23 protein-coding genes are annotated in these 20,807 nt (G+C 69.7%); 15 read left to right on the top strand and 8 right to left on the bottom strand.

The features are described 5' to 3' along the window. Nucleotides 1–48: 48 nt before the first annotated feature. Both AAF430_09930 and AAF430_09925 read left to right on the top strand, forming a co-directional pair. The gene (locus tag AAF430_09930) at nucleotides 49–813 is read left to right on the top strand and encodes a Sir2 family NAD-dependent protein deacetylase (GenBank protein MEM7410538.1); all 765 of its coding nucleotides are present in this window, start codon (nucleotides 49–51) and stop codon (nucleotides 811–813) included. A 140-nt stretch (nucleotides 814–953) separates the two neighbouring features. Then, on the top strand, nucleotides 954–1,283 hold the full coding sequence (locus tag AAF430_09925) for a TerB family tellurite resistance protein (protein MEM7410537.1): 330 nt from the start codon (nucleotides 954–956) through the stop codon (nucleotides 1,281–1,283). Here AAF430_09925 and AAF430_09920 read toward each other — a convergent pair. After that, complete coding sequence (locus tag AAF430_09920; GenBank protein MEM7410536.1) at nucleotides 1,280–1,993, bottom strand: endonuclease V; 714 nt, start codon at nucleotides 1,991–1,993, stop codon at nucleotides 1,280–1,282. The two genes, AAF430_09925 and AAF430_09920, sit on opposite strands and share 4 nt — an antisense overlap. Before the next feature lie 74 nt (nucleotides 1,994–2,067). Here AAF430_09920 and AAF430_09915 point away from each other — a divergent pair, with 74 nt between their 5' ends. Both AAF430_09915 and AAF430_09910 read left to right on the top strand, forming a co-directional pair. After that, nucleotides 2,068–2,919, top strand: coding sequence for a fumarylacetoacetate hydrolase family protein (locus AAF430_09915; protein ID MEM7410535.1), 852 nt, complete (start codon nucleotides 2,068–2,070; stop codon nucleotides 2,917–2,919). Beyond that, complete coding sequence (locus AAF430_09910; GenBank protein MEM7410534.1) at nucleotides 2,916–3,524, top strand: histidine phosphatase family protein; 609 nt, start codon at nucleotides 2,916–2,918, stop codon at nucleotides 3,522–3,524. The genes AAF430_09915 and AAF430_09910 overlap by 4 nt, the downstream gene beginning before the upstream one ends. Nucleotides 3,525–3,543: 19 nt before the next feature. Here the strand turns inward: AAF430_09910 and AAF430_09905 are convergent, their stop codons facing one another. The 4 genes from AAF430_09905 to AAF430_09890 form a co-directional block, all read right to left on the bottom strand. Continuing rightward, nucleotides 3,544–3,978 carry a hypothetical protein gene (locus tag AAF430_09905; GenBank protein ID MEM7410533.1) on the bottom strand — a complete coding sequence of 145 codons (435 nt, stop codon included), beginning with the start codon at nucleotides 3,976–3,978 and terminating at the stop codon, nucleotides 3,544–3,546. Between the two features lie 79 nt (nucleotides 3,979–4,057). After that, on the bottom strand, nucleotides 4,058–5,161 hold the full coding sequence (locus AAF430_09900) for a ferredoxin--NADP reductase (protein ID MEM7410532.1): 1,104 nt from the start codon (nucleotides 5,159–5,161) through the stop codon (nucleotides 4,058–4,060). Between the two features lie 87 nt (nucleotides 5,162–5,248). Then, nucleotides 5,249–5,878, bottom strand: coding sequence for a hypothetical protein (locus AAF430_09895; GenBank protein MEM7410531.1), 630 nt, complete (start codon nucleotides 5,876–5,878; stop codon nucleotides 5,249–5,251). A 17-nt stretch (nucleotides 5,879–5,895) separates the two neighbouring features. Continuing rightward, nucleotides 5,896–6,621: an SDR family NAD(P)-dependent oxidoreductase gene (locus AAF430_09890; GenBank protein ID MEM7410530.1), complete on the bottom strand. Its 726-nt coding sequence runs from the start codon at nucleotides 6,619–6,621 to the stop codon at nucleotides 5,896–5,898. Between the two features lie 20 nt (nucleotides 6,622–6,641). Here AAF430_09890 and AAF430_09885 point away from each other — a divergent pair, with 20 nt between their 5' ends. The 8 genes from AAF430_09885 (at nucleotide 6,642) to AAF430_09850 (ending at nucleotide 15,539) form a co-directional block, all read left to right on the top strand. Beyond that, nucleotides 6,642–7,586 (top strand): 2-dehydropantoate 2-reductase, encoded by a 945-nt coding sequence (locus AAF430_09885; protein MEM7410529.1) that lies wholly within the window; start codon nucleotides 6,642–6,644, stop codon nucleotides 7,584–7,586. 14 nt (nucleotides 7,587–7,600) lie between these two features. Further along, nucleotides 7,601–9,100, top strand: a complete 1,500-nt coding sequence (locus tag AAF430_09880; protein MEM7410528.1) for a hypothetical protein — start codon at nucleotides 7,601–7,603, stop codon at nucleotides 9,098–9,100. Between the two features lie 174 nt (nucleotides 9,101–9,274). Beyond that, entirely contained in the window at nucleotides 9,275–10,450 is a 1,176-nt protein-coding gene (locus AAF430_09875; protein MEM7410527.1) for an acyl-CoA dehydrogenase family protein, read from the top strand. A gap of 10 nt (nucleotides 10,451–10,460) precedes the next feature. Continuing rightward, nucleotides 10,461–11,399 (top strand): bifunctional MaoC family dehydratase N-terminal/OB-fold nucleic acid binding domain-containing protein, encoded by a 939-nt coding sequence (locus AAF430_09870; GenBank protein MEM7410526.1) that lies wholly within the window; start codon nucleotides 10,461–10,463, stop codon nucleotides 11,397–11,399. A 30-nt stretch (nucleotides 11,400–11,429) separates the two neighbouring features. Next, a complete protein-coding gene (locus tag AAF430_09865; GenBank protein ID MEM7410525.1) occupies nucleotides 11,430–12,560 on the top strand; it encodes an acyl-CoA dehydrogenase family protein in 1,131 nt (376 codons plus the stop codon). Between the two features lie 26 nt (nucleotides 12,561–12,586). Further along, a complete protein-coding gene (locus AAF430_09860) occupies nucleotides 12,587–13,009 on the top strand; it encodes a MaoC family dehydratase (GenBank protein MEM7410524.1) in 423 nt (140 codons plus the stop codon). Beyond that, a complete protein-coding gene (locus AAF430_09855; protein ID MEM7410523.1) occupies nucleotides 13,006–14,190 on the top strand; it encodes a lipid-transfer protein in 1,185 nt (394 codons plus the stop codon). Before AAF430_09860 ends, AAF430_09855 begins: the two co-directional genes overlap by 4 nt. Nucleotides 14,191–14,288: 98 nt before the next feature. Continuing rightward, the gene (locus AAF430_09850; GenBank protein ID MEM7410522.1) at nucleotides 14,289–15,539 is read left to right on the top strand and encodes a cytochrome P450; all 1,251 of its coding nucleotides are present in this window, start codon (nucleotides 14,289–14,291) and stop codon (nucleotides 15,537–15,539) included. A 29-nt stretch (nucleotides 15,540–15,568) separates the two neighbouring features. Here AAF430_09850 and AAF430_09845 read toward each other — a convergent pair whose 3' ends face one another. Next, a complete protein-coding gene (locus tag AAF430_09845) occupies nucleotides 15,569–16,255 on the bottom strand; it encodes an alpha/beta family hydrolase (GenBank protein ID MEM7410521.1) in 687 nt (228 codons plus the stop codon). A 22-nt stretch (nucleotides 16,256–16,277) separates the two neighbouring features. Next, nucleotides 16,278–16,712, bottom strand: a complete 435-nt coding sequence (locus AAF430_09840) for a hypothetical protein (protein ID MEM7410520.1) — start codon at nucleotides 16,710–16,712, stop codon at nucleotides 16,278–16,280. Nucleotides 16,713–16,994: 282 nt separating this feature from the next. On the opposite strand from AAF430_09840, the gene AAF430_09835 reads away from it, so the two are divergent. Continuing rightward, nucleotides 16,995–17,939: a hypothetical protein gene (locus AAF430_09835; GenBank protein ID MEM7410519.1), complete on the top strand. Its 945-nt coding sequence runs from the start codon at nucleotides 16,995–16,997 to the stop codon at nucleotides 17,937–17,939. A 20-nt stretch (nucleotides 17,940–17,959) separates the two neighbouring features. On the opposite strand, the gene AAF430_09830 is transcribed toward AAF430_09835, so the two are convergent. Continuing rightward, nucleotides 17,960–18,949 carry an NADPH:quinone oxidoreductase family protein gene (locus AAF430_09830; protein ID MEM7410518.1) on the bottom strand — a complete coding sequence of 330 codons (990 nt, stop codon included), beginning with the start codon at nucleotides 18,947–18,949 and terminating at the stop codon, nucleotides 17,960–17,962. A 96-nt stretch (nucleotides 18,950–19,045) separates the two neighbouring features. Between AAF430_09830 and AAF430_09825 the strand changes: the two genes are divergently transcribed. Both AAF430_09825 and AAF430_09820 read left to right on the top strand, forming a co-directional pair. Beyond that, nucleotides 19,046–20,242, top strand: a complete 1,197-nt coding sequence (locus AAF430_09825; protein ID MEM7410517.1) for a M20 family metallopeptidase — start codon at nucleotides 19,046–19,048, stop codon at nucleotides 20,240–20,242. Then, nucleotides 20,239–20,805, top strand: a complete 567-nt coding sequence (locus AAF430_09820; GenBank protein ID MEM7410516.1) for a gamma carbonic anhydrase family protein — start codon at nucleotides 20,239–20,241, stop codon at nucleotides 20,803–20,805. The genes AAF430_09825 and AAF430_09820 overlap by 4 nt, the downstream gene beginning before the upstream one ends. Nucleotides 20,806–20,807: the final 2 nt, after the last annotated feature.

Below are 20,807 nucleotides of genomic sequence, written 5' to 3'. Positions count from 1 at the left end.
CAGGACGCGGCATGGACGCTTCCGCGCGTTCTCGGGCACACTGCGGAGATGAGCGAACACGAAGCGGCGTTTTCGCAGGCCCGGTCCTGGATCGACGCCGCGGAGCGCGTCGTGGTGCTGACCGGCGCGGGCATCTCCACCGACTCGGGCATCCCCGATTTCCGCGGGCCGCAGGGGGTGTGGACGAAGAATCCCGAGGCCGAGAAGATGGCCACGATCAGCCACTACATGGCCGATCCCGAGGTGCGCAAACGTGCCTGGCAGACGCGCCTGGAGATGGGCGACTGGAACCTGGCGCCGAACGACGGTCATCGCGCCCTCGTGAATCTCGAGGGACGCGGCAAGCTCGACACGCTGATCACCCAGAACGTCGACGGCCTGCACGAGCGGGCCGGAACCGACCGCGACAAGCTGGTCGAGATCCACGGCACGCTCAGCGACGTCGTGTGCATGGAGTGCAACGAACGGGCGCCGATGGAGCGCGCCCTCGAGCGCGTGCGCGCAGGCGAAGAGGATCCGGATTGCCGCAGCTGCGGCGGCATCCTCAAGTCGGCGACGATTTCCTTCGGCCAGAGTCTGGTGATGGAGGACCTGCGCCGCGCGGAGATCGCCGCCCAGACCTGCGATCTGATGCTCGCGGTGGGCAGCACCCTCGCCGTGTATCCGATTGCCGCAGTGGTCCCGATCGCGAAGGAGCGGGGCGCCCGGGTGATCATCCTGAACGGCGAGGCCACCGAGATGGACCATCTCGCCGACGCGGTGCTGCGGGGTTCGATCAGCGAGCTGCTGCCGCGTCTGGTGGCGACCGGCTAGGCGGGGCCAGCGCTCCCGGTTCCGCTCGGGCTTCCGGACGCGGCCTCGATCGCAGCTTCCCCTCCCGTGTTGCGGCGGCGCGTATAATGCGCGTTCCACCCGGGGCCGCGGGCGCGGCCAGCGGGCATCAGGAGAACCCTGTGTTCGAAGGTCTCGATCGTCGCCAGCGGATGCATCTGATCAAGTTCGTGTGCTCGTTCGCCTGGGCGGATCTCGAGGTGCAGGCCGAGGAGCGTGCGTTCGTAGCGCGTCTGGTCGAGCGCCTGGATCTGGACAACGAGGATCGGGCCCAGGTGCGCCAGTGGCTCGAAGTGCCGCCGGCGGTCGACAGCGTCGACCCGATGACGATCCCTCAGGCGCACCGCAAGATCTTCCTGGAAGCGATCGAAGGCGTGATCGCGGCGGATGGCGAGGTCTCCGCCGAAGAGCGCGAGACCCTGTCGATCCTGCAGGATCTTTTCAACGGCTAGCGGCGTTCGCGGCGGGCGCGCTTCTCCAGAGCCACCAGACGATCTGCACGGCGGGTGGGCTCGGGCAGCCGGTAGCCGACGCCGCACTGCAGCACGAGCGACTCGGCGGTCGCCAGATCGATCGCGTGACCCACGCTCACGAAGAGCGGGCGCGTGTCGTCGCGCGAGCGCAGCACGGTCCCGAGGCGTTCGCCTTCGTCGAGGAGCGGCGTGCGGTCGCCCCGCGCGCGTCCGGGTTCGCGGTGGGACCCGACCAGACGACTCTTCGCAACGCCGACGCAGGGGCGGTCGGCGAGCACGCCGAGGTGACACGCGATCCCGAAGCGACGCGGATGCGCGAACCCGTGGCCGTCGACGAAGATCGCATCGACCTCGGATCGCACGCGGCGCAGGGCCGCGAGCACTGCCGGCAGTTCGCGGAACGAGAGCAGGCCGGGCACGTAGGGGAAACGCAGGGGACGGGATGCCACGCGTTCCTCGACGACGCACCCCTCCTGGGCGTCCCACACCACCGCGGCCGCCAGACAGTCCGAGCCGAGGGCCGCGGGCGCCTGTCCCCGCTGCTCGGCGAACGCACAGTCGACGCCCACCACGAAGCGCAGTCGGCGCCGCGTCGGGCGCGTGCGCACACGCGGGGCGAGCGTCCGCTGCACTTCGGCTGCGCGCCGCGGCGAGAGGTTCCAGGAGTGGGGTACGCGAGAAATCTGCATGGAGGTCGTCGGGTGCTCCCGCAGAGGCCCTGGCCTCGCCTAGACTGGGCGCCCCACGCACGCAGGAGCATCCCATGGGAGTTCGTCTCGTCAACCGCGCTGGCCGCGCCGGACTCGATTGCGACGGGCGCTTCGTCGACGTCGCCGAGCGTTCCGAGGGTCGCTTCCCCGCAGACCCGATGGCCGTGATCGCCGCCTGGTCCGAGTTCTGCGCCTGGGCGAAAGACATCCGCGCAGGCGCCGACGATCCTGCCCTCGACGAGAGCGAGCTCGGACCCTGCGTCCCGCGCCCTTCGAAGGTCTTCGGGGTGGGCTTGAACTACCGGGCGCATGCCGCCGAAGCCGGTCTCGATCTCCCGAAGCAGCCGATGATCTTCACGAAGTTCCCGAATTGCCTGGCCGGACCGCGCGCCGACGTCGCCCTGACGTCCGAGCGCGTCGACTACGAAGTCGAGCTGGTGGCGGTGATCGGGCGCCCAGCGCGACGCGTCGAGGGGGCCGACGCAATGGAGTACGTGGCGGGCTACTGCGTGGGGCAGGACATCTCGGACCGCGCGCTCCAGTTTTCGGACAAGCCGCCCCAGTTCTCGATGGGGAAGTCGGCCGACGGGTACGGTCCCATCGGGCCGGCGCTGGTGGAGCTCGCGGCGTTCGACGATCCCGACGACGTGCCGCTCTGGTGCGAGGTCTCCGGTGAGCGTCTTCAGGAGGACCGCACCCGCGACATGATCTTCTCGGTGGCCGAGCTCGTGGCCTTCCTGTCGCGCTACTGCGCGCTCGAGCCCGGCGATCTGATCTTCACGGGAACGCCCTCGGGTGTCGGAAGCGTCCGGGATCCGCGGCGCTATCTGAAGCCGGGCGACGAGATCACGAGCCACATTCCGGGGATCGGCACCCTGCACAATCGCTGCGTGGCCGACGGATGATCCTGCTGGTTCGCCACGGCGAGACCGATGGCAACGCGAAGCGCGTGCTGCAGTTTCCGGACACGCCGCTCTCCGAACGCGGCCACGCCCAGGCGGCGCGGCTGGCGGAGCGCCTGAAGGGCGCGCCCATCGGCGGGCTGCTCGCGAGTGACTACGCCCGGGCCCAGCAGACGGCGGAAGCGGTGCGCGCGGTGACTGGCGCGACCCTCACCCTCGACCCGGGCCTGCGTGAACGGCACTTCGGAGAGCTGCGTGGCCGCGCCTACGCCGACCTCGAAACCGATCCGTTCGCGCCCGACTACCACCCGCCGGGCGGCGAGAGCTGGGAAGAGCTGCACGCGCGGGTGGATGCGGTGTGGGAGCGCGTGATCGCGGCCGCGTCACGCACCGAGGGGCACCTCGTGGTGGTGACCCACGGACTGGTGTGCCACTCGCTGTTCTCCCGGGTGCTCGACCTGGGCGATGCGGTGGCCCCGCGTGGTCTCGGCAACACCGCGCTCACCGAGATCGACCCCAGGCCGCCGTTTCGCGTCGAGCGCGTCGGCTGCACCGCTCACCTCGACGCGGCGACCGCCCACGACGATCGCACCGTCTCGGGCCTCTGAAGCCCGCGCTGGCGACGGGCTACTGACGCGCGGGCAATTCGCCCGTGAAGCGAATGTCGTCGGCGCCGCCGAGGTGCGCCGGCGTGATGACGTAGTCGCCGCCGAGCGACATGTGCACGAGGGTCATGGCCGTCTCCTGATCGCCCCAGGTCCAGAGCAGGGTCGAGCCTCCCAGGACGAGACCGCCCACGGCGTAGCCGAGCTTCAGCGGTCCGTAGACCAGGCTCGCCGCCGCCGAAGCGGCACCCATGCCCCCCTCGCGAAGCAGGCCCGGGTCTTCCTGCGGAGCCGGGCCGTAGTAGGTGGGGTCGTAGATCGGTTCGTAGGCGTGCGCGGCAGAGGCGGCGATGATCACGAACGAAACGAAGAGGACGGCGAGCGAACGCGCGGCGACTCGGTTCTTCCGAGCGGTTCGGAGCGTTCGTGACCGGTGACGCGAAAGACGCTGGGTCACGCGAGATCCCTCATGCGGGGGGAGGGTTGCTCAAAGGTAGGACGCGCGGCCGGTGCCCGCATCCTGGGCGAGCCGTGGCTCAGTCCGGGTACTCGATCCGGACCTTCCCGCCGCCCTTGCAGCGGGCCTGGCAGGTCAGCACCCAGCCCTCTTCGAGCAGGTCGGGCGTGAGGCAGTCGTTCGTGGCCATTTCGAGCGTGCCGCTCGGGGCCTTCGCCATGCAGCAGGAGCAGTAGCCCTCTTCGCAGGAGAACGGCGGGTCGAGACCCGCGCGACGCGCCGCCTCGAGGATCCGCTCACCGGGTTCGTAGGGCACCTCGTGTTCCTGGCCGTCGAGCGCGATCGTGATGGTGGCGGGCGCATCTCCGCTGGTTTCGCTCGCCGCCGTGTCTGTGGTCGCGTCGTCGCCCGGATCGGTCGGTGACACGAAACGCTCGATGGCGATGCGGTCCCGGGCGACGCCGGCGTTCTGGAGCGCCGCCTCGACCGTGTCCATGAACTCGCCCGGTCCGCACAGGAAGAAGTCGCGGTCGGGCGCGCTCCCCACGACGCCGCGCACGTCGTCGGCGGTGACGAAGCCCCGCTCGGCGTCCAGCGAGTGGGTGATTTCGAGGCGGCCCGGATGCTGCTGCTGCAGCGACTCGAGCTCCTTCGAGAAGATGATCGAGCGCGCGTCGCGGTTCGCGTAGAAGAGCGTGAGCTTGCGCTGGGAGCTGACGAGTGCCGTCTTGATGATCGAGATGCACGGCGTGATCCCGCTGCCGCCGCTGAACAGCACCACGTCGCGCGTCGACTGGGGGTCGAGCACGAAGAGTCCCGCGGGCGGCACCACCATCAAGGAGACGTCCGCGCGCACGTGGTCGTTCATCCAGTTGGAGATGCGACCGTCTTCGACCCGCTTCACCGTCACCTTGGGCGCGGAGTCGGTTTCCGGCGAGCTCGAGAGCGAGTAGCTCCGCACCAGCACCTTGCCCTCGTGCGGAACCTTGAAGCTCAGGAACTGACCCGCGCGATAGGCGAACGCGTCCTGCAGCGCGGCGGGAACCTCGAACACGATCGAGAGCGTGTCGTGGGTCTCCTCGATCGTCTCGGCGACGCGGAGGAGATGACAGGTGCGGATGGCGTCCTGCCAGTCGGTCTCGGATACGGACTGGGCGACGCGTTCGGAGTCGAGGTTCATCATGGTCGGGGGCACTCTCGCGGCGGCGGCGCGCAGCCTAGCGCATCCCCGCCCGGTGCATCGGGACGCGGGCGCCTCGCCCCTAGGGGCTCAGCTCGCTGCCGCTTCGAGGGGGTCGTCCGCGCGCGGCTCGGACCCCCGCCGCCCCACACGGCGCGCGCGCCAGGCGGCGAAACGAACGGCCGCGGCCGCCCAGGTCGCGATCGCCATCGGCAGGTAGCCGAGCGACTGCAGGCTGAGCAGGGTCCAGTTGAACGCAAAGAGTGTCCACAGCCAGTGCATCCCGGTGCGATGGAGTCGCGCCCAGCGCTGGGGGCCGATCTTGCGCGCCGCGCCGTCGAAGGACGTAGCGGCCATCGCGGTGAGCAGCAGGTAGCCGATCCCACCGAAGACCAGGGTCACGAGATCGCTCTCGAAGGCGTCGCCCTGCAGCGTGGCCAGCATCGCGATGGCGATCGCGTGCAGACCGTGGGCCCATGCGAAACTCACGCCGAGCGGTCGGCGGTTCCGCACGAGCCAACCGGTGGCGTCCGAGGGCCAGATCCGACGCAGGGAAGACGCGGCGTAGACGGCCAGGAACACCAGGCAACCGCTGCGCGCCGTGGAACGGACCAGCGTGCGCAGGCCGTTCTCTTCAGTTCCGTAGGCGGCGAGGACCCCGAAGAAGAGCACGGTCTGGACCGCGGAAGCCACGAAGAACCAACGCCAGCTGCTGCGCACCGTGGGCTCCCTCTCTGTCAGCCGTCCCGCAGGTCCAGCGTGGCGCCGTTGTCGAAGCGGTCTTCGACCACGAGCTTCCAGAGGTCGCGCGCCGCTTCTTCCGGCGACCGCAGCGCACCCTCGCGATGCAGCTCGCGGAAACGCTCGACGTCGGGGAAGGCTTCTTCGGTCATCGCACGGATGTCCCGCTGCATGTCGGTCTCCACGACGCCGGGCGCGACCGACACGATCCGGCAGCGCCCGCCGCGCTGCTCGCATTCGGCACCTGCGGTGCGCACCCAATGGTCCGCCGCGGCCTTGCCGGCGCCGTAGGCCGACCAGCCGAGATAGACCGAGTTGGCGGCCCCCGAACCGATGAAGAGCAGGGTGCAAGGCGCTTCGGTGTGCGCCGCAGCGCGGAGGAACGCGTCGCCCAGCACCTGGGGTGCGGCCGAGTTCAGCAACACCTGCTCGGCGTAGCCCGTCGGGTCGACCTCACCCGCGAAGCCCATCGGGTCGAGGGTTCCCGCGTTGTGGATGAACACGACGCGGTCCCCGGTGAAGCCCTCGATCTCCTTGCGAAAGTGCTCCGCGACGCGCGGCCACTCGGCCGGCTTCGACAGATCAGCGGCGAAGTGCTCGCAATTCGGGTTGCCCCGTCGGCTGATGTCGATCGAGCGCGCTGCGGGGAACGGCACCGTATCCGCGAGTGCCTGCCCGATGCCACTCGATGCGCCGGAGATGAAGACCAGGGGGCTCGCCATCGCGCGAGTATACTCGCCGCGTGTCCACCGCTGCTCGCATCGCCTGGATCGGATTGGGCGCGATTGGCGGGGTCTGCGGAGCGCGTCTCGTCGGAAGGCAACCCGACCTGGTGTTCTGCGTGAGAACGCCGGTCGAGACCCTGGTGGTGGATGCGCCGGACGCGCGCTGGGAGGTCCGCCCCCAGACCCTTGTCGATCCCTCGCGTCTGGCGCCCGCCGACTGGGTCGTGCTGTCGACGAAGGCGCACCAGGTACAGGGCGCCAGGCCCTGGCTCGATGCGGCGATCGGCGAGCACACCCGCGTCGCGGTGATCCAGAACGGCGTCGAACACGCCGAGCGGGTGTCGCGCTGGGTTCCCGCCGAGCGGGTCGTGCCGGTGGTGATCGACTGTCCCGCCGAGCGGATCGCGCCGGGACACGTGGTGCAGCGGCGCCGGGCGCGGCTGCAGGTGCCCACGGCGCCCGACGCGAAGGCGTTTGCGGCGTGGTTCGCGGACACCGATCTCGAGGTGGAGTGCGTGGCGGATCCCGAGCGCGCCGCCTGGGAGAAGCTCGCCTGGAACGCGGCGAGTGGAGCCGTCGCGGCGCTGGCCGGTCGTCCTCTGCCGGAGATCGACGGCGCGCGGCGGCGTCGCTGGTGCGGGGCACTGGCGACGGAAACCGTGCGCGTCGCGGCGGCGCGCGGAATCGCCTTGGATCCAAGGCTCGCCGAGGAGATCCGCGAGCGGCTGACGACGCTGATGTCCGGGGGCGCTCCATCGACGCTGGCGGATCGCCTGGCAGGGCGGCCGCTCGAAGTGGAGGCGCGGAACGGCGCGGTCGTCCGGATTGCGGAGCGGGAGGGGCTCTCGGCTCCGGCGAACCAGCGTGCAGCGGAGCTGCTGAGGACCTGCCACGAGGCGCCTTCGGAAGATTGGCTGCCCGAGGTGCCCCCGCCGGCAGCGACGTCGACCCAACCCGAGTAACCTCCGCCGGCGAGATGGCTGGGCACGGAATCGGCGTACGCCAGGCGCGCGCAGCGGCCCTCGGGCTCACGGCACTCTTGTGCGCGAGTTGCGCGACGGAGCCCCAGCGGGCCGCTCCGCTTCCCGAGCCGCCGCCCCGGGTCGAGTCGGACGCGCCCTTCGCTTGGGGCACGGCGCGCACCATGTCGCGAGAACTCGCTCCGGTGGGCAAGGCCCTCGCGGGCGTGGGGCTCGAAGTCGCCAACGCGCCCTGCGCCTGGCTGCGCTGGGAGCCCGGCGCTGTGCCGGATTGGGAACGCGTCGACGCATGGGTGGTGGCGCTCCAGAGCGCAGGGATTCGCGACCTCGAGCTGTGTCTCGACTTCCACGCGCTCAGGGCGTCGGACACGCTGCTCAAACCCCGCAGCGATCTCCCGGCGGATCCGGAGCAGCGCGCGGCGCTCGCCGAGTGGGCCGCCAGCGTCGTGGAACGCTACGACGACGACGGCGACTTCGACGCGCCCGGGCTCGACGGGTCCGTGCGCCGCTTTCGCATCGGTTCGGATCTTCACGCCGGCGGGATCGAGCCCTTCGCCGACTATCCCGAGCTTCTCGTGCGGTTCCAGACCGCATTCCGCGAGGCCTCGGATCGCGTGGTCGTGGTGCTGCCTCCCTTGCGCGCGCGCGGCGCACCGCCGGGCGCGGTGGCCGCGCGGCTCGATGCGTTGGCGACGGCGACGGACGTGTTCGACGAGTGGACGATCGAAGCGTCGGGTTCGGCCGAAGAGCTGGACGCGTGGCTCGCTTGGTTGGCGGTGAACGGCGGAGGGAAACCGATCCAGGTCATCGGCGGAACCACCGCACCGGTCGCCGAGGAAGGCGCGCCTTCCCGCTGCGATCAGAAGGGACCCGAGCGCGCCCGGCTCGGCCCGGCCACCCCGGAGTCGGACCGCTGCGCGATCGCCGCGGCCTTCGATGCGCTGCTGCGCGGCAGCCCCGAGGCGATCGCCTGGGCACGGGCGTCTGCGGCACGCAACGTGGTGACCAAGGGACTGGTGCTCGCGCGTCGCGGGGTGCGGCGCGCAGAGTTGGCGAGCGCGACCGACGCCACCTGGTGGAGCGATCCTTCGTTCCACGCGGCAGCGGGTCTCGCGGCCTGGTCGGGCCTCCTCGAGCGCGATGGGCACCGCGGCTATCCCGCCTTCTTCGCCTACCGCCAGCTCGAGCGCGCACTGGCGCGTCGCGAAGAGATCGAACGACTGCCCCTCGACTCGCAGCAGGTGCACGTCTACGCGCTCGACGGCAACGACGGTCGCGCCTGGGTGGGATGGTACGAACCGCCCCACTTCGTGGGCCCCGGGGATCCGCTGCCGCCCGTGTTGGTGCAGCTCGACATCGATGCGGACCGGGTGCGCGTCGAGCACACGGTGACCGAGGTCGGCGTGACGAGCTCCGAAGCCAGCGTCCGCGAACTCGGCGACGAGCCGCTGTGGATCGAGCTGACGCCCACGCCCGCGTTCGTGTACCCGGACTGAGCCCCTCGCCCGCCTCGCAGGAGGCCGAGTTCTCAGAACAAAATCAGCAAGTTACGGACCCGCCGCCCGGCGCGGGGCCGTTTCCGGGCGACACGCTATCCTTTCCCAACTTGGTCGCTTGACTAAGTGCCATTTCGAGCGGGCCCGCCGTCCGCGCAGCCGGAGAGTTCTCCCATGCATGTCGACTACACCCCCGAACAGAAGGCGCTGCGCGCCGAACTCCGCGACTACTTCGCGAAGCTGATCACGCCCGAGGTCCGGCCGAAGCTGGTGGGGCTCGAGAACGGCCCGCTGCACAAGGAAATCGTCCGCCAGATGGGCAAGGACGGCTGGCTGGGCGTCGGTTGGCCCACCGAGTACGGCGGTCAGGGCCGCACGGCGATCGAGCAGATGATCTGGTTCGAGGAAGCACGCCGTGCCGGCGCGCCGATCCCCTTCGTCACGCTCAACACGGTCGGGCCCTGCTTGATGGAAGCGGGCACGGAAGCGCAGAAGCAGAAGTTCCTGCGCGGCATCCTCGCCGGCGAGATCCATTTCGCGATCGGCTACTCCGAGCCCGACGCCGGCACGGACCTCGCCGCACTCAAGACCGAAGCCGTGCTCGACGGGGACCACTACGTCATCAACGGCACGAAGATGTTCACGAGTGGTGCCGACTCTGCCGACTACGTGTGGCTCGCCGTGCGCACCGATCCCGACGCCCCGAAGCACAAGGGCATCACGATGTTGATCGTCGACACGAAGGATCCGGGCTTCTCGAGCGCGCCGATCCACACCGTCGGCGGCGGTCACACCTGCATGAGCTACTACGAGAACGTGCGGGTTCCCGTCGACATGGTCGTCGGAGAGGTCAACAAGGGCTGGCGGCTGATCACCCTGCAGCTCAACCACGAGCGCATCGGGCTCGCGGCGTTCAGCACCTACGCGCAGAAGCTCTTCGAGGACACCCTCGAGTGGGCGCGCAAGACCGAGGCCGAAGACGGCCAGTCGGTGGCCGAGAAGCCCTGGGTGCAGTCCTGCCTCGGGGAGGCCCACGCCCGCCTCGAAGCCATGAAGGTCTTCAACTGGCGCATGGCGTGGCAGCTCGAACAGGGCGTCGTCGATCCTGCAATGGCGTCGGCATCGAAGGTGCACAGCACCGAGGCCGTGATCGAGGTCTACCGCTTGCTGCTCGAAGTGGTCGGGATGCCGGGCGCCGTCAAGCGCGGCAGCGCCGGCGACGTGCTGCGCGGCGAGCTCGAGACCGAGTGGCGCGCCTGCCAGATCAACACCTTCGGCGGCGGCGTGAACGAGGTGCAACGCGAGCTCATCGGTATGTTCGGGCTCGGTCTGCCCCGCGCGGGTCGCTAGCGCTTCCCCCGTGCCCCCCGACGCCTTGGAAGAACAGCTCGCGCCCTGGTTGGGACGCGAGGGACCGGCCGAGCAGGCGCGCGACGCCGTCAACACGCCGATGGTGCGCCACTGGTGCGACGCGGTCGGCGATGACAACCCGGTGTACCTCGACGCCGATTTCGCGGCGAAGTCGGTGCACGGTGAGTGCGTCGCGCCGCCCACCATGCTGCAGGCCTGGACCATGCGCGGGCTCCGACCGCCGGCCCGAGAGGGCGGGGTCGAGCCTGCGGGAGAGGTGCTCCGACTCCTGGACGAAGCCGGCTACACGTCGGTGGTCGCCACCAACTGTCGCCAGGACTACGCGCGCTACCTGCGCGATGGAGACCGGCTCAGCGTCACCACCCAGGTGGCGAGCGTCTCCCCGGAGAAGAAGACGGCGCTCGGCATCGGTCGCTTCGTCGACGAGCTGCTGGTCTATCGCGATGCCGAGGGCGAAGAGGTCGCTCGCATGACCTTCCGCCTGCTGAAGTTCATACCGCCCGCTGCGAAACCGTCGGCAGCAGCGCTCCCGCGCCCGAAGCCCGCGCAGAATACGGACAACGCCTTCTTCTGGGAGGGCGTGGCCCAGGGCGAGCTGCGCATCCAGCGCTGTCTCGACTGCGGGCACCTGCAGCATCCGCCGACACCGATGTGCCCGAAGTGTCAATCGCTCCAGCGGGGCTTCGTGGTCTCTTCCGGGCGGGGCGAGGTCTACAGCTTCGTCGTCGCCCACCACCCGGCGATCCCGCCCTTCGCATACCCGAACGCGATCGTCCTCGTCGAGCTCGAAGAGGGTACGCGGGTCGTGTCGAACCTGGTCGGCGTCGACCCGGCCGACATCACGATCGGCATGCCCGTCGAAGTCGAATTCACCCGCGTGGACGAAGACCTCGTCTTGCCCCTGTTCCACGCCGTTCCCGACGCCTAGTCCCAAACCCAATCGCCCAGAGGTGGATCCATGGATTTCGCACTCACCGAAGAACAAGAAGCGATTCGCGCGCTCGCCCAGCAGATCCTCGGCGACCGCGTCACGCACGACCGCTTGCTCGAGCTCGAAAAGGGCGAAGCCTGGTTCGATCTCGAGCTCTGGGGTGAGCTCGCGCGCGCCAACCTGACGGCCCTGGCGATTCCCGAAGAGCTCGGCGGCGGCGGCTTCGGGATCGAAGAGCTGTGCGTCGTGCTCGAAGAGCAGGGACGTCACCTCGCGCCCGTGCCGCTCCTCGCGACGGCCGTCCTCGGTGCCATGCCGATCGCCGAGTTCGGCACGCCCGAACAGCAGGAGACCTGGCTGCGCCCGGTGGCCGAGGACGAGGCGGTGCTCTCGGCCGCCCTCGTCGAGTACGCGAGCTCCAATGCCGCGCAGCCGCGCACCGAAGCGATTCGTTCCGGAGACGGCTGGCGCCTCGACGGCGAGAAGCACTGCGTTGCCGCGGCCGATCTCGCACGCGCGCTGCTGGTGCCGGCCCGCTGCGGCGGCGGCGTCGGGGTGTTCCTGGTCGACCCGAAGGGTCCCGGTGTGACCCTCGAGCGCCAGGTGATCACGAACGGCGAGCCGCAGTGGCGGGTCGAGTTGTCGGGTGCGATGGCCCTCGATGTGCTGGGCGCGCCCGACGGTGGGCAGGAGATCGTGCGCTTCCTCGAACAGCGAACGGCGATCGCGCTGGCCGCGATCCAGGTCGGCGTGACGGCGGGCGCCACGAAGCAGACGGCGACCTACGTCTCCGAGCGCAAGCAGTTCGGGAAGCCGATCGGCACGTTCCAGGGGGTCGCCCTGCGCGCTGCCGACGCGTGGATCGACGTCGAGGCGCTGCGAGGCGTGGTGATGCAGGCCGCCTCGCGCATCGCCGAAGGGCGCGACGCCACGGCCGAGATCGCGACGGCGAAGTGGTGGGCGGCCACGGCCGGCCACCGGGTCGTGCACACCGCGCAGCACCTGCACGGCGGCATCGGCTCGGACATCGAGTATCCGATCCACCGCTACTTCTTGTGGGCGAAGCAGAACGAGCTGTTGATCGGCGGGGCCAACCAGACCCTGGCCGATCTCGGCAGCCATCTGGTGAGCGACGCCTACGCCCAGCTCGAGGCCTAGAGGTCCAGGGCGACTCCGGAGGCGTGATGAGCGAGAGCCGAGCGACGCTGCGCTACCCCGAGATCGCGGAGGGGGACGCACTGCCGACCCTCGAGGTCCCGATCACCCGGACGACGATCGTCGCCGGTGCCATCGCTTCGCGCGACTACCAGGATGTCCACCACGACGCCGAGCTCGCCAAGCAGCGCGGCTCGACGGACATCTTCATGAACATCCTGACGACGAACGGGTTCGTCGGGCGATACGTGACCGACTGGGCCGGGCCCGAAGCGCTGATCCGCTCGGTCGACATCGGCCTGGGCGCGCCCAACTACCCCGGCGACACGATGCGTCTGCGTGGCGAGGTCAAGTCGAAGGCGTCGGGCGGGGAGGTCACGGTGGCCGTGGTCGGCGAGAACGACCTCGGTCATCACGTGCGGGGCGAAGTGGTGGTGGTGCTTCCCTCGTGACCGGCTTCGCGAACGACCTGAAGGACAAAGCGGCGATCGTCGGGATCGGCGCCACCGAGTTCTCGAAGGCCTCGGGCCGCTCCGAGCTGAGGCTCGCCGTCGAGGCGATCTCCGCTGCGCTCGAAGATGCCGGCATCCCGCCGAGCGACGTCGACGGCATGGCCACCTACACGATGGACAACAACCCGGAGATCGAGGTCAACCGCGCTCTGGGCGGGGGTGACCTGCGCTTCTTCGGGCGGACCCACTTCGGCGGTGGTGCCGCCTGTGCTCCGCTCTTGCAGGGGGCGATGGCGATCGCGTCCGGCGTTTGTGAAGTCGTCGTCTGCTATCGCGCCATGAACGAACGCTCCGAGCAGCGCTTCGGCACCGGCGTGCAGGGGCAGGCGCTGACGCCTCGCACCGAAACCATCCACTTCGGCTGGCACTCGCCCTACGGGTTGCTCACCCCCGCGTCCTGGGTGGCGATGAATGCCCAGCGCTACATGCACGAGTACGGGGCGACCAGCGAAGACTTCGGTCGGGTTGCCGTTGCGGATCGCAAGCACGCCGCCACCAACCCCTCGGCCTGGTTCTACGAGAAGCCGATCACCCTCGAGGACCACCAGAACTCCCGCTGGATCGTCGAGCCGTTGCACCTGCTGGACTGCTGTCAGGAGAGTGACGGAGCGGTGGCGGTCGTGTTGACGAGCCTCGAGCGGGCGCGAGATCTGCGTCAGCCGCCGGTCCGCGTCGCGGCCGCCGCCCAGGGCGCCATCACAGAACAGCAGATGATGACCGGCTACTACACGCCGGAAATCACGGGGCTTCCCGAGATGGGGCTGGTGGCCCGCCAGCTCTACGAGACCGCCGAGGTCGGCCCCGAGGACATCCAGACCGCGATCATCTACGACCACTTCACGCCCTTCGTGCTCACGCAGCTCGAGGAGTTCGGCTTCTGTGGCCGCGGCGAGGCGAAGGACTTCGTGCGCGAAGGCCATATCGAGCTCGGCGGTCGGCTCCCGATCAACACCCATGGGGGCCAGCTGGGGGAGGCCTACATCCACGGGATGAACGGCATCGCCGAAGGCGTCCGTCAGGTGCGCGGAACCTCGCACAACCCGGTCGACGGGGTCGAGCACGTGCTGGTCACGGCGGGCACGGGCGTCCCCACCAGCGGGTTGATCCTCGGCGCTGTCTGACCGGCCGGCCCCATCACTGCCTGGTGACGCCCGTCACTCGTTTTTGGGGTGGATGCTCGCTGGCTGGCTCCATATGATTGCTTGCAGGGGTGATGCGGATGCCGCTGCTGTTCGAGCCGTATTCTCACGCGCACAAGACCGACCCATACTCGGCTTACCGGGCTCTTCGCGACACCGCACCCATCCACTACGCGCCTGAGTCCAACGCCTGGGTGTTGTCGCGGTTCGAGGATGTCTCCTGGGCGTTGCGGCACCCCGAGTGGTTCTCGTCCCAGTGGAAGCGGCCGATGGGTCTGGCTGCCGGAGATCGCCCGAGCCCCTTCCACTGGCTGCGGATGGCCATCCAGTACTTCCGTTTCATGCGCACGTCACCCCTGGAGGCGCGGGGCGCACGCATGCTCGCCCATCAGGACGGCGCCACCCATGCGGCGATGCGCGCGCTGGTGCGTCCGAGCTTTCGCCGGGACCGGATCGAGAATCTCGAGAAGCAGGTGCGCGAGATCGTGGATGACTGTCTGGAGCCGATGGTGGGAGACCACCCGATCGACGTCATCGGGCGCCTGGCCGATCCGTTGCCGGTGCGCATTCTCGGGGAGCTCCTCGGGCTGGGGTCGAGCCGGCGCGAGAAGTTCAAGCAGCTCGCCGACACCATCCTCGCGGCGGGGACCGGTGAGGCCTCCCTGGATGGAGGCATGATCGAGGCGATGGCCCAGTTCCGTCACTACCTGCAGCCGATCATCCGCGAGCGCGCGGCCGATCCGGGGGACGACCTGCTGAGCCAGCTCCTTCAGGCCGATGACGGTGGTCTCGAGCTCAGCGAGTTCGAGGTGTACCTCTTCGTCCAGCTCTTGCTCATGGCGGGTACCGAGACCACGACGAACCTGATCGGCAACGCCGTCGACGCCCTGCTCGCCCACCCGAAACAGCTGGCAATGGTGCACGCGGCCCCCGACCGCTGGCTCCCGGCGGCGATCGAGGAGTCGCTTCGCTGGGACGGCCCGATCCAGATCGTCAACCGAACGACGCGGTGTACGTTGTCGCGGCACGGCGCCGAGATCCCGGCAGATGCGCACGTCGTCCTGTTGGTCGGCGCCGCCAACCGGGACGAGCGACGCTTCGCTGCGCCGGACACCTTCGACATCGAGCGCGACACGCGCGGCCACCTGGCTTTCGGTCAGGGGCATCACTTCTGCGTCGGAGCCGGGCTGGCGCGCCTCGAGGCCCGCGTCGCGCTGGAGGCCTTGCTGCCCCACCTGATGCGCTGCGAGCGTGCCTGCCCGGAGGTGGAGTTCCTCGACTCGTTCCTGGTGCGCGGACGGTCGCGGCTCGAGCTGCGCCTGGCGGCGTGAGTCTGGCGGCGTGAATCCAGGCGCGCGCGCTAGGCGCTCCCCACCCGGTCCGCGAAAGCACCGACCTGGGCCACGAGTTCGTCGAGCACCTCCTCGTGGGTGCGCCCAGACCGCTTCAGCACCTGGAAGGAATGGTCGGCGCCCTCGACGATGTGTGGCGTCGCACGCGCGCCCAGCTCGTCGAAGACCGGCGCGAAGAGGTCGAGGTCCGCGAGTTTGTCGCGCGTGCCCTGGAGGAACAGCATGGGACAGGGCACCGACGCCAGATGTGCGGCGCGTTCGTTGCCGGGTTTTCCGGGTGCGTGCAGTGGAAAACCGAAGAACACGAGCCCCCGCACTGCGGGCAGGGGCTCTGCGGCCATCGCCGTCGACGTCATCCGACCGCCGAGGGACTTCCCGCCGGCGAACAGAGGCAGGTCGGGGGCCTCCGCGTGGGCGCGTTCGACCGCCGCGCGCACCGTGGCCGTGAGGACGCGCGGCGGGTTCGGCGCACGACGTCCTGCCTCCCAGTAGGGGAACTGGTACCGGAAGCACGCGATGCCGTTCTCGGCGAGGCGCGCGGTCACACCTTCGAGAAACGCGTGTCGCATGCCGGCGCCGGCGCCGTGGGCCAGCACCAGCTGCGCTCGGGCGTCCGCCGGCCGTGTGAAGAGCGCCGACACGCGGCCGATCGACGCGCTGACCTCGACGTCCAGCGGTGTGGGGTCGGGGGTCACCGGGGCTTTGCGGCGGTGGCCACTAGAGCAGGCCGCTGCCGCCGCCTCCGCCGATGATTCCGCCGCCCGGGCCACCCTGACCGCCACCCGGCGGCACCGCCGAGGGCACCACGATGCGCGACGCCTCGCGTCGCCGGATCTCCTTCGCTTCCTCGACCAGGCGGTCGACCGCTTCCTGGATCGCGGCCGGGAACTTCTCTGCGGCCTCTTCGAGGGAAGCCGCTTCGATCGGCGATTCGACCGGCAGAGGCCCGGCCTGGGACATCAGCGTCGTCTGGGCCGAGTAGAGCGCCGGACGGCTCTCGTCGGGCGTGCCGTCGGGACGCACCGGGGTCAGTCGCCGGATCGTGGCGATGCGCAGGTCGGTGAAGACCTCTTCCTTGTACAGGTTCGCCAGATCGACCTTGACCTCGGCGAGGCTCTGGAGGGGGTCTTGCGACTGTTCTTCGCTGCTCACGGCAACTCCTTGGTCTCGGACGGGCGAGGGCGGCGCACGGGCCGGGGCCCTGTCAGGGGAGGGCACTCCGCCGAAGCGGAGCCGCGAAGCCTAGCAGAGCAGCGCCACGGGTCGGAGCCGGCACAGCTTTGCTAGCGTCGAGGGCCCACGTACGGCCCGTCGTTCGATGTCGACACCCCGTAGCCACTCCGCCCCCATGAGGGTCCGCTGTTCCCCCACCCGGCGGTGGTGCGTCGACGTATGGGGGCAGGTTCGCCTGCACGCCCCAGAGGGCCGCCGTCGATGAGTCGTCGTGAGCGGCCGGGACCGCTGGATCTCTCCGTCGGTAAGGATCGGGCGCTGGGGGCCCGCCGCAACAAGTCGACGCTCCAGGGCTTCCGTCCGGTCGCTCCGGAAGACGCCACGGTGGGCGAGTTCCTCGAATCGCTGCCCGATTTCCTGGGGGCGTCGAGCCTGCGCGAGCTGGCCCAGACCATCGCCCGATCCCACCGCGCGGGTGCTCGGGTGGTGGCGGCGATGGGCGGGCACGTCGTGAAGGTCGGCTGCGGGCCCGTGCTGATCGATCTCCTGGAGCGGCGCATCATCGACGCCCTCGCGGTGAACGGCGCCTTCGTGATCCACGACTACGAGATCGCGCTCATCGGGGGAACCAGCGAGCACGTCGAAGTGACGATTCGCGACGGGAGTTTCGGCTGGGCGCGAGAGACCGCCGAGGCCTACGCGCGGGCTGCAACGCGCGGGGCGCGCGAGGGCATCGGGCTCGGCCACGCGATGTGCCTCGAAGCCGAGAAGCTGCCCCACGCCGATCACTCGGTGTTGGCGGCTTGCGCGCGGCTCGAGGTGCCGATCACGGTGCACGTGGGGGTCGGCACCGACACGGTGCACATGCACCCGTCGGTATCGGGTGCGGACGTCGGCGAGGCGTCCCACATCGACTTCCGGATCGCCGCGCGCATCGCCACCGAACTCGAAGGCGGCGTGTGGTTGAACATCGGCTCGGCCGTGATCATGCCCGAGGTGTTCCTCAAGCTGGTTTCGATTGCCCGCAACCAGGGCGTTGCTCTCGATGATGTCACGGCGGCGAACCTCGACATGCAGCGTCACTACCGCACGGGGGCCAACGTGATCGGGCGCCCCGTGGCGCGTGGCCTCGAGGTGATCGGACACCACGAGGTCAACCTGCCGCTCTTGCGCCTCGCTATCCTCGAGGCGCTGCGCGAGAGCTAGCAGGGTTCTCCAGCAACCTGCTAGGCGCCGCCTTCCTGCGGGTGGATGATCAGCTTTCCGTGGGTCTTGCGAGAGGCCAACAGCTCGAGGGCGTCGGGAAGTTCGGCGAGCGGGTATTCGCCGAAGATGCGGGGTCGCAGCGCGCCTCGTTCGTAGAGCGCGAAGATCTCCCGGAAGCACTCGGGGACGCGCTCGGGTTCGTGTTCGACGTAGGCGCCCCAGTGCACGCCGGTGACCGCGATGTTCTTCAACAGAATCCGGTTCGCGCGGATCTCGGGAATGTCGCCACCGGCGAACCCGACGATCAGCAGCCGACCGTTCCAGGCGATGCACTTGAGGCTCTTCTGGGTGGTCTCGCCGCCGACCGAGTCGTAGATCACGTCGGCACCGCGACCGTCGGTGAGCTGCTGGATGCGCTGGACGAAGTCCTCGGAGCGATAGTCGATCGCGGCCTCCGCGCCTTCCTCGACGGTGACGGCGCACTTGTCGGCACCGCCGGCGGTCGCGATGACGCGCGCCCCGAGCGCCCGGCCGATCTGCACCGCTGCGAGCCCGACGCCGCCGGCGGCGGCGTGCACGAGCAGCGTCTCGCCCGGCTGCAGCGCCGCCCGGTAGACGAGCGCGGCGTAGGAGGTGGGGTAGGTGATCGGGATCGCTGACGCATCGTCGAAGGGCATCGCATCCGGGATCGGTTGGACGGCCGCTTCGGGAAACACGGCGCGTTCGCCGTAGCCGCCCGTGGAACCGAGGGCGAGGACCCGGTCGCCGGGGGAGAAGCGCGTCACGTCGCGGCCGACCTCGATGACGACGCCGGCCGCTTCGCCGCCGGGAACGAAGGGGAAGCCCGGCTTCACCTGGTAGCGCTCTTGCACGATCAAGGTGTCGAAGAAGTTGCACGCGGCCGCGTGCACTTCCAGTTTCACGTCGCGCGGGCCCACGGTCGGTTCGGGAGCTTCGCCTACGCGGAGCTCGGAGTGGGGGGTCGGTTTCTCGACGACGATGGCACGCATGGCAGGGGTTCGGACCTCACTTCCGACGGGCGTCGCGCCCGAGACGGGGCATCTGAGATAGGCTTACCGTGCCGGGGATGCAACGCGGAGGAGCGCATGACCCAGGACCTCGAGGCGCTGAAGCGCGAAGTCTGCGAGACCGTCGAGCGGCTGCGGCCCGAGCTCCTGCGGATATCCCGCGCCATTCACGCCCATCCCGAGCTCGCGTTCCAGGAGCACGAAGCGGCGAAACACCTGGTCGGATGGCTTCGCAGCGCGGGTCTGGACGTCGAGGCACCGGCCTACGGCCTCGAGACCGCCTTCTCGGCGGACTTCGGCGGCGCCGGTGCCAGCCAGCCGCCGACGGTGGCCGTCCTGGCCGAATACGATGCCCTCCCCGACGTGGGGCACGCCTGCGGGCACAACTTGATCGCGACCTCCGGGGTCGGCGCGGGCATCGCCCTGGCGGCCCTCGGCGAGCGGCTGCCGGGCCGGGTGCGGGTGTTGGGGACGCCCGCGGAAGAGCACGGCTGTGGCAAGGAGCTGATGGTGCGGAAGGGGGCCCTCGAAGGCGTCGACGCCGCGATGATGATGCACCCGGCGAGCGTCAACCTGGTGAACATGCCCTGCGTGTGCATGTCGGAAGCCGAAGTGGTCTACCGGGGCCGAACGGCGCACGCGTCGGCCATGCCCGAGCGGGGCATCAATGCCCTCGACGCACTCGTCGTCGCGTACCAGGGGATCGCCGCGCTGCGCCAGCACATCAAATCCACCGAACGCATCCACGGCATCATCACCGACGGTGGGCAGGCACCCAACGTGGTCCCGGACCGCGCGGCCGGGCGCTTCTATGTCCGCGCCGCGACCAAGGCCGAACTCCTGGAGCTGAAACCGCGCGTCGAAGGCTGCTTCCGTGCGGGCGCTGAGGCGACCGGAGCCGAGCTCGACCTCGTCTGGGGCGAGGCCGACTACCTGGACATCCGATACAACGAGCCGCTCGCGGAAGCGTTCCGTCACAACGCGGAAGCGCTCGGCCGCGAGTTCTTCCCCTACGACAAGCTGCCCGATGGCATGCAGGGGAGCACGGACATGGGCAACGTGAGCCATCGTGTCCCGTCGATCCATCCGATGCTGGCGGCAGCGCCACCGCACTGCACCATCCACAACCCCGAGTTCGCCGAGTGGGCGGGCTCGGAGATGGGAGACGCGGCGGCGATCGATGGCGCGAAGTCTCTCGCGATGACGGCGCTCGACTACCTCGTCGACCCGGATCTGCGCGCGCGCAGCCAGGCCATCTTCGAGGCCGGGGCGTGAGCGACCTGCAGACCATCGACCCGTCCTGCTGGATCGCACCGACCGCGGAGCTGACCGGCAAGATCACCCTCGCGGCCGATGTCTCCGTCTGGCACAACGTCGTGATGCGCGCCGAGTGCCACGAGATCGAAGTCGGCCGCATGTCGAACATCCAGGACTTCGTGATGATCCACATCGGGTACGAGTTCCCGACGCGGATCGGCGCGTTCTGCTCGATCACCCACCACGCCACGGTGCACGGCTGCACGATCGAGGATCACTGTCTGGTCGGCATCAACGCCGTCATCATGGACGGAGCGGTGATCGGGAAGGGGTCGATCGTCGCGGGCGGCGCGATGGTGCCCGAGGGCCGCGAGTATCCGCCCGGCTCGATCATTGCGGGCGTTCCTGCGAAGGTGATTGCCGAGCGCGACTCCGCACGCGCGAACCGCCTCAACGCCTGGCAGTACCACTACAACGCCGAGCGTACGCGCAACGGCGAGCAGCGCGCCTGGACCGGGCCCGACTACCGCCGCTGGCTCGAGGCCAAGGCGGCCGAGATCGAGCGCGACGCAGACCTCTGAGG

The organism is Myxococcota bacterium (assembly GCA_039030075.1).
In the GTDB taxonomy this organism is placed as follows: Bacteria; Myxococcota_A; UBA9160; order UBA9160; family SMWR01; genus JAHEJV01.
The sequence above is the reverse complement of the archived record's forward strand: the minus strand, read 5'-3'. Positions and strand labels throughout refer to the sequence as shown.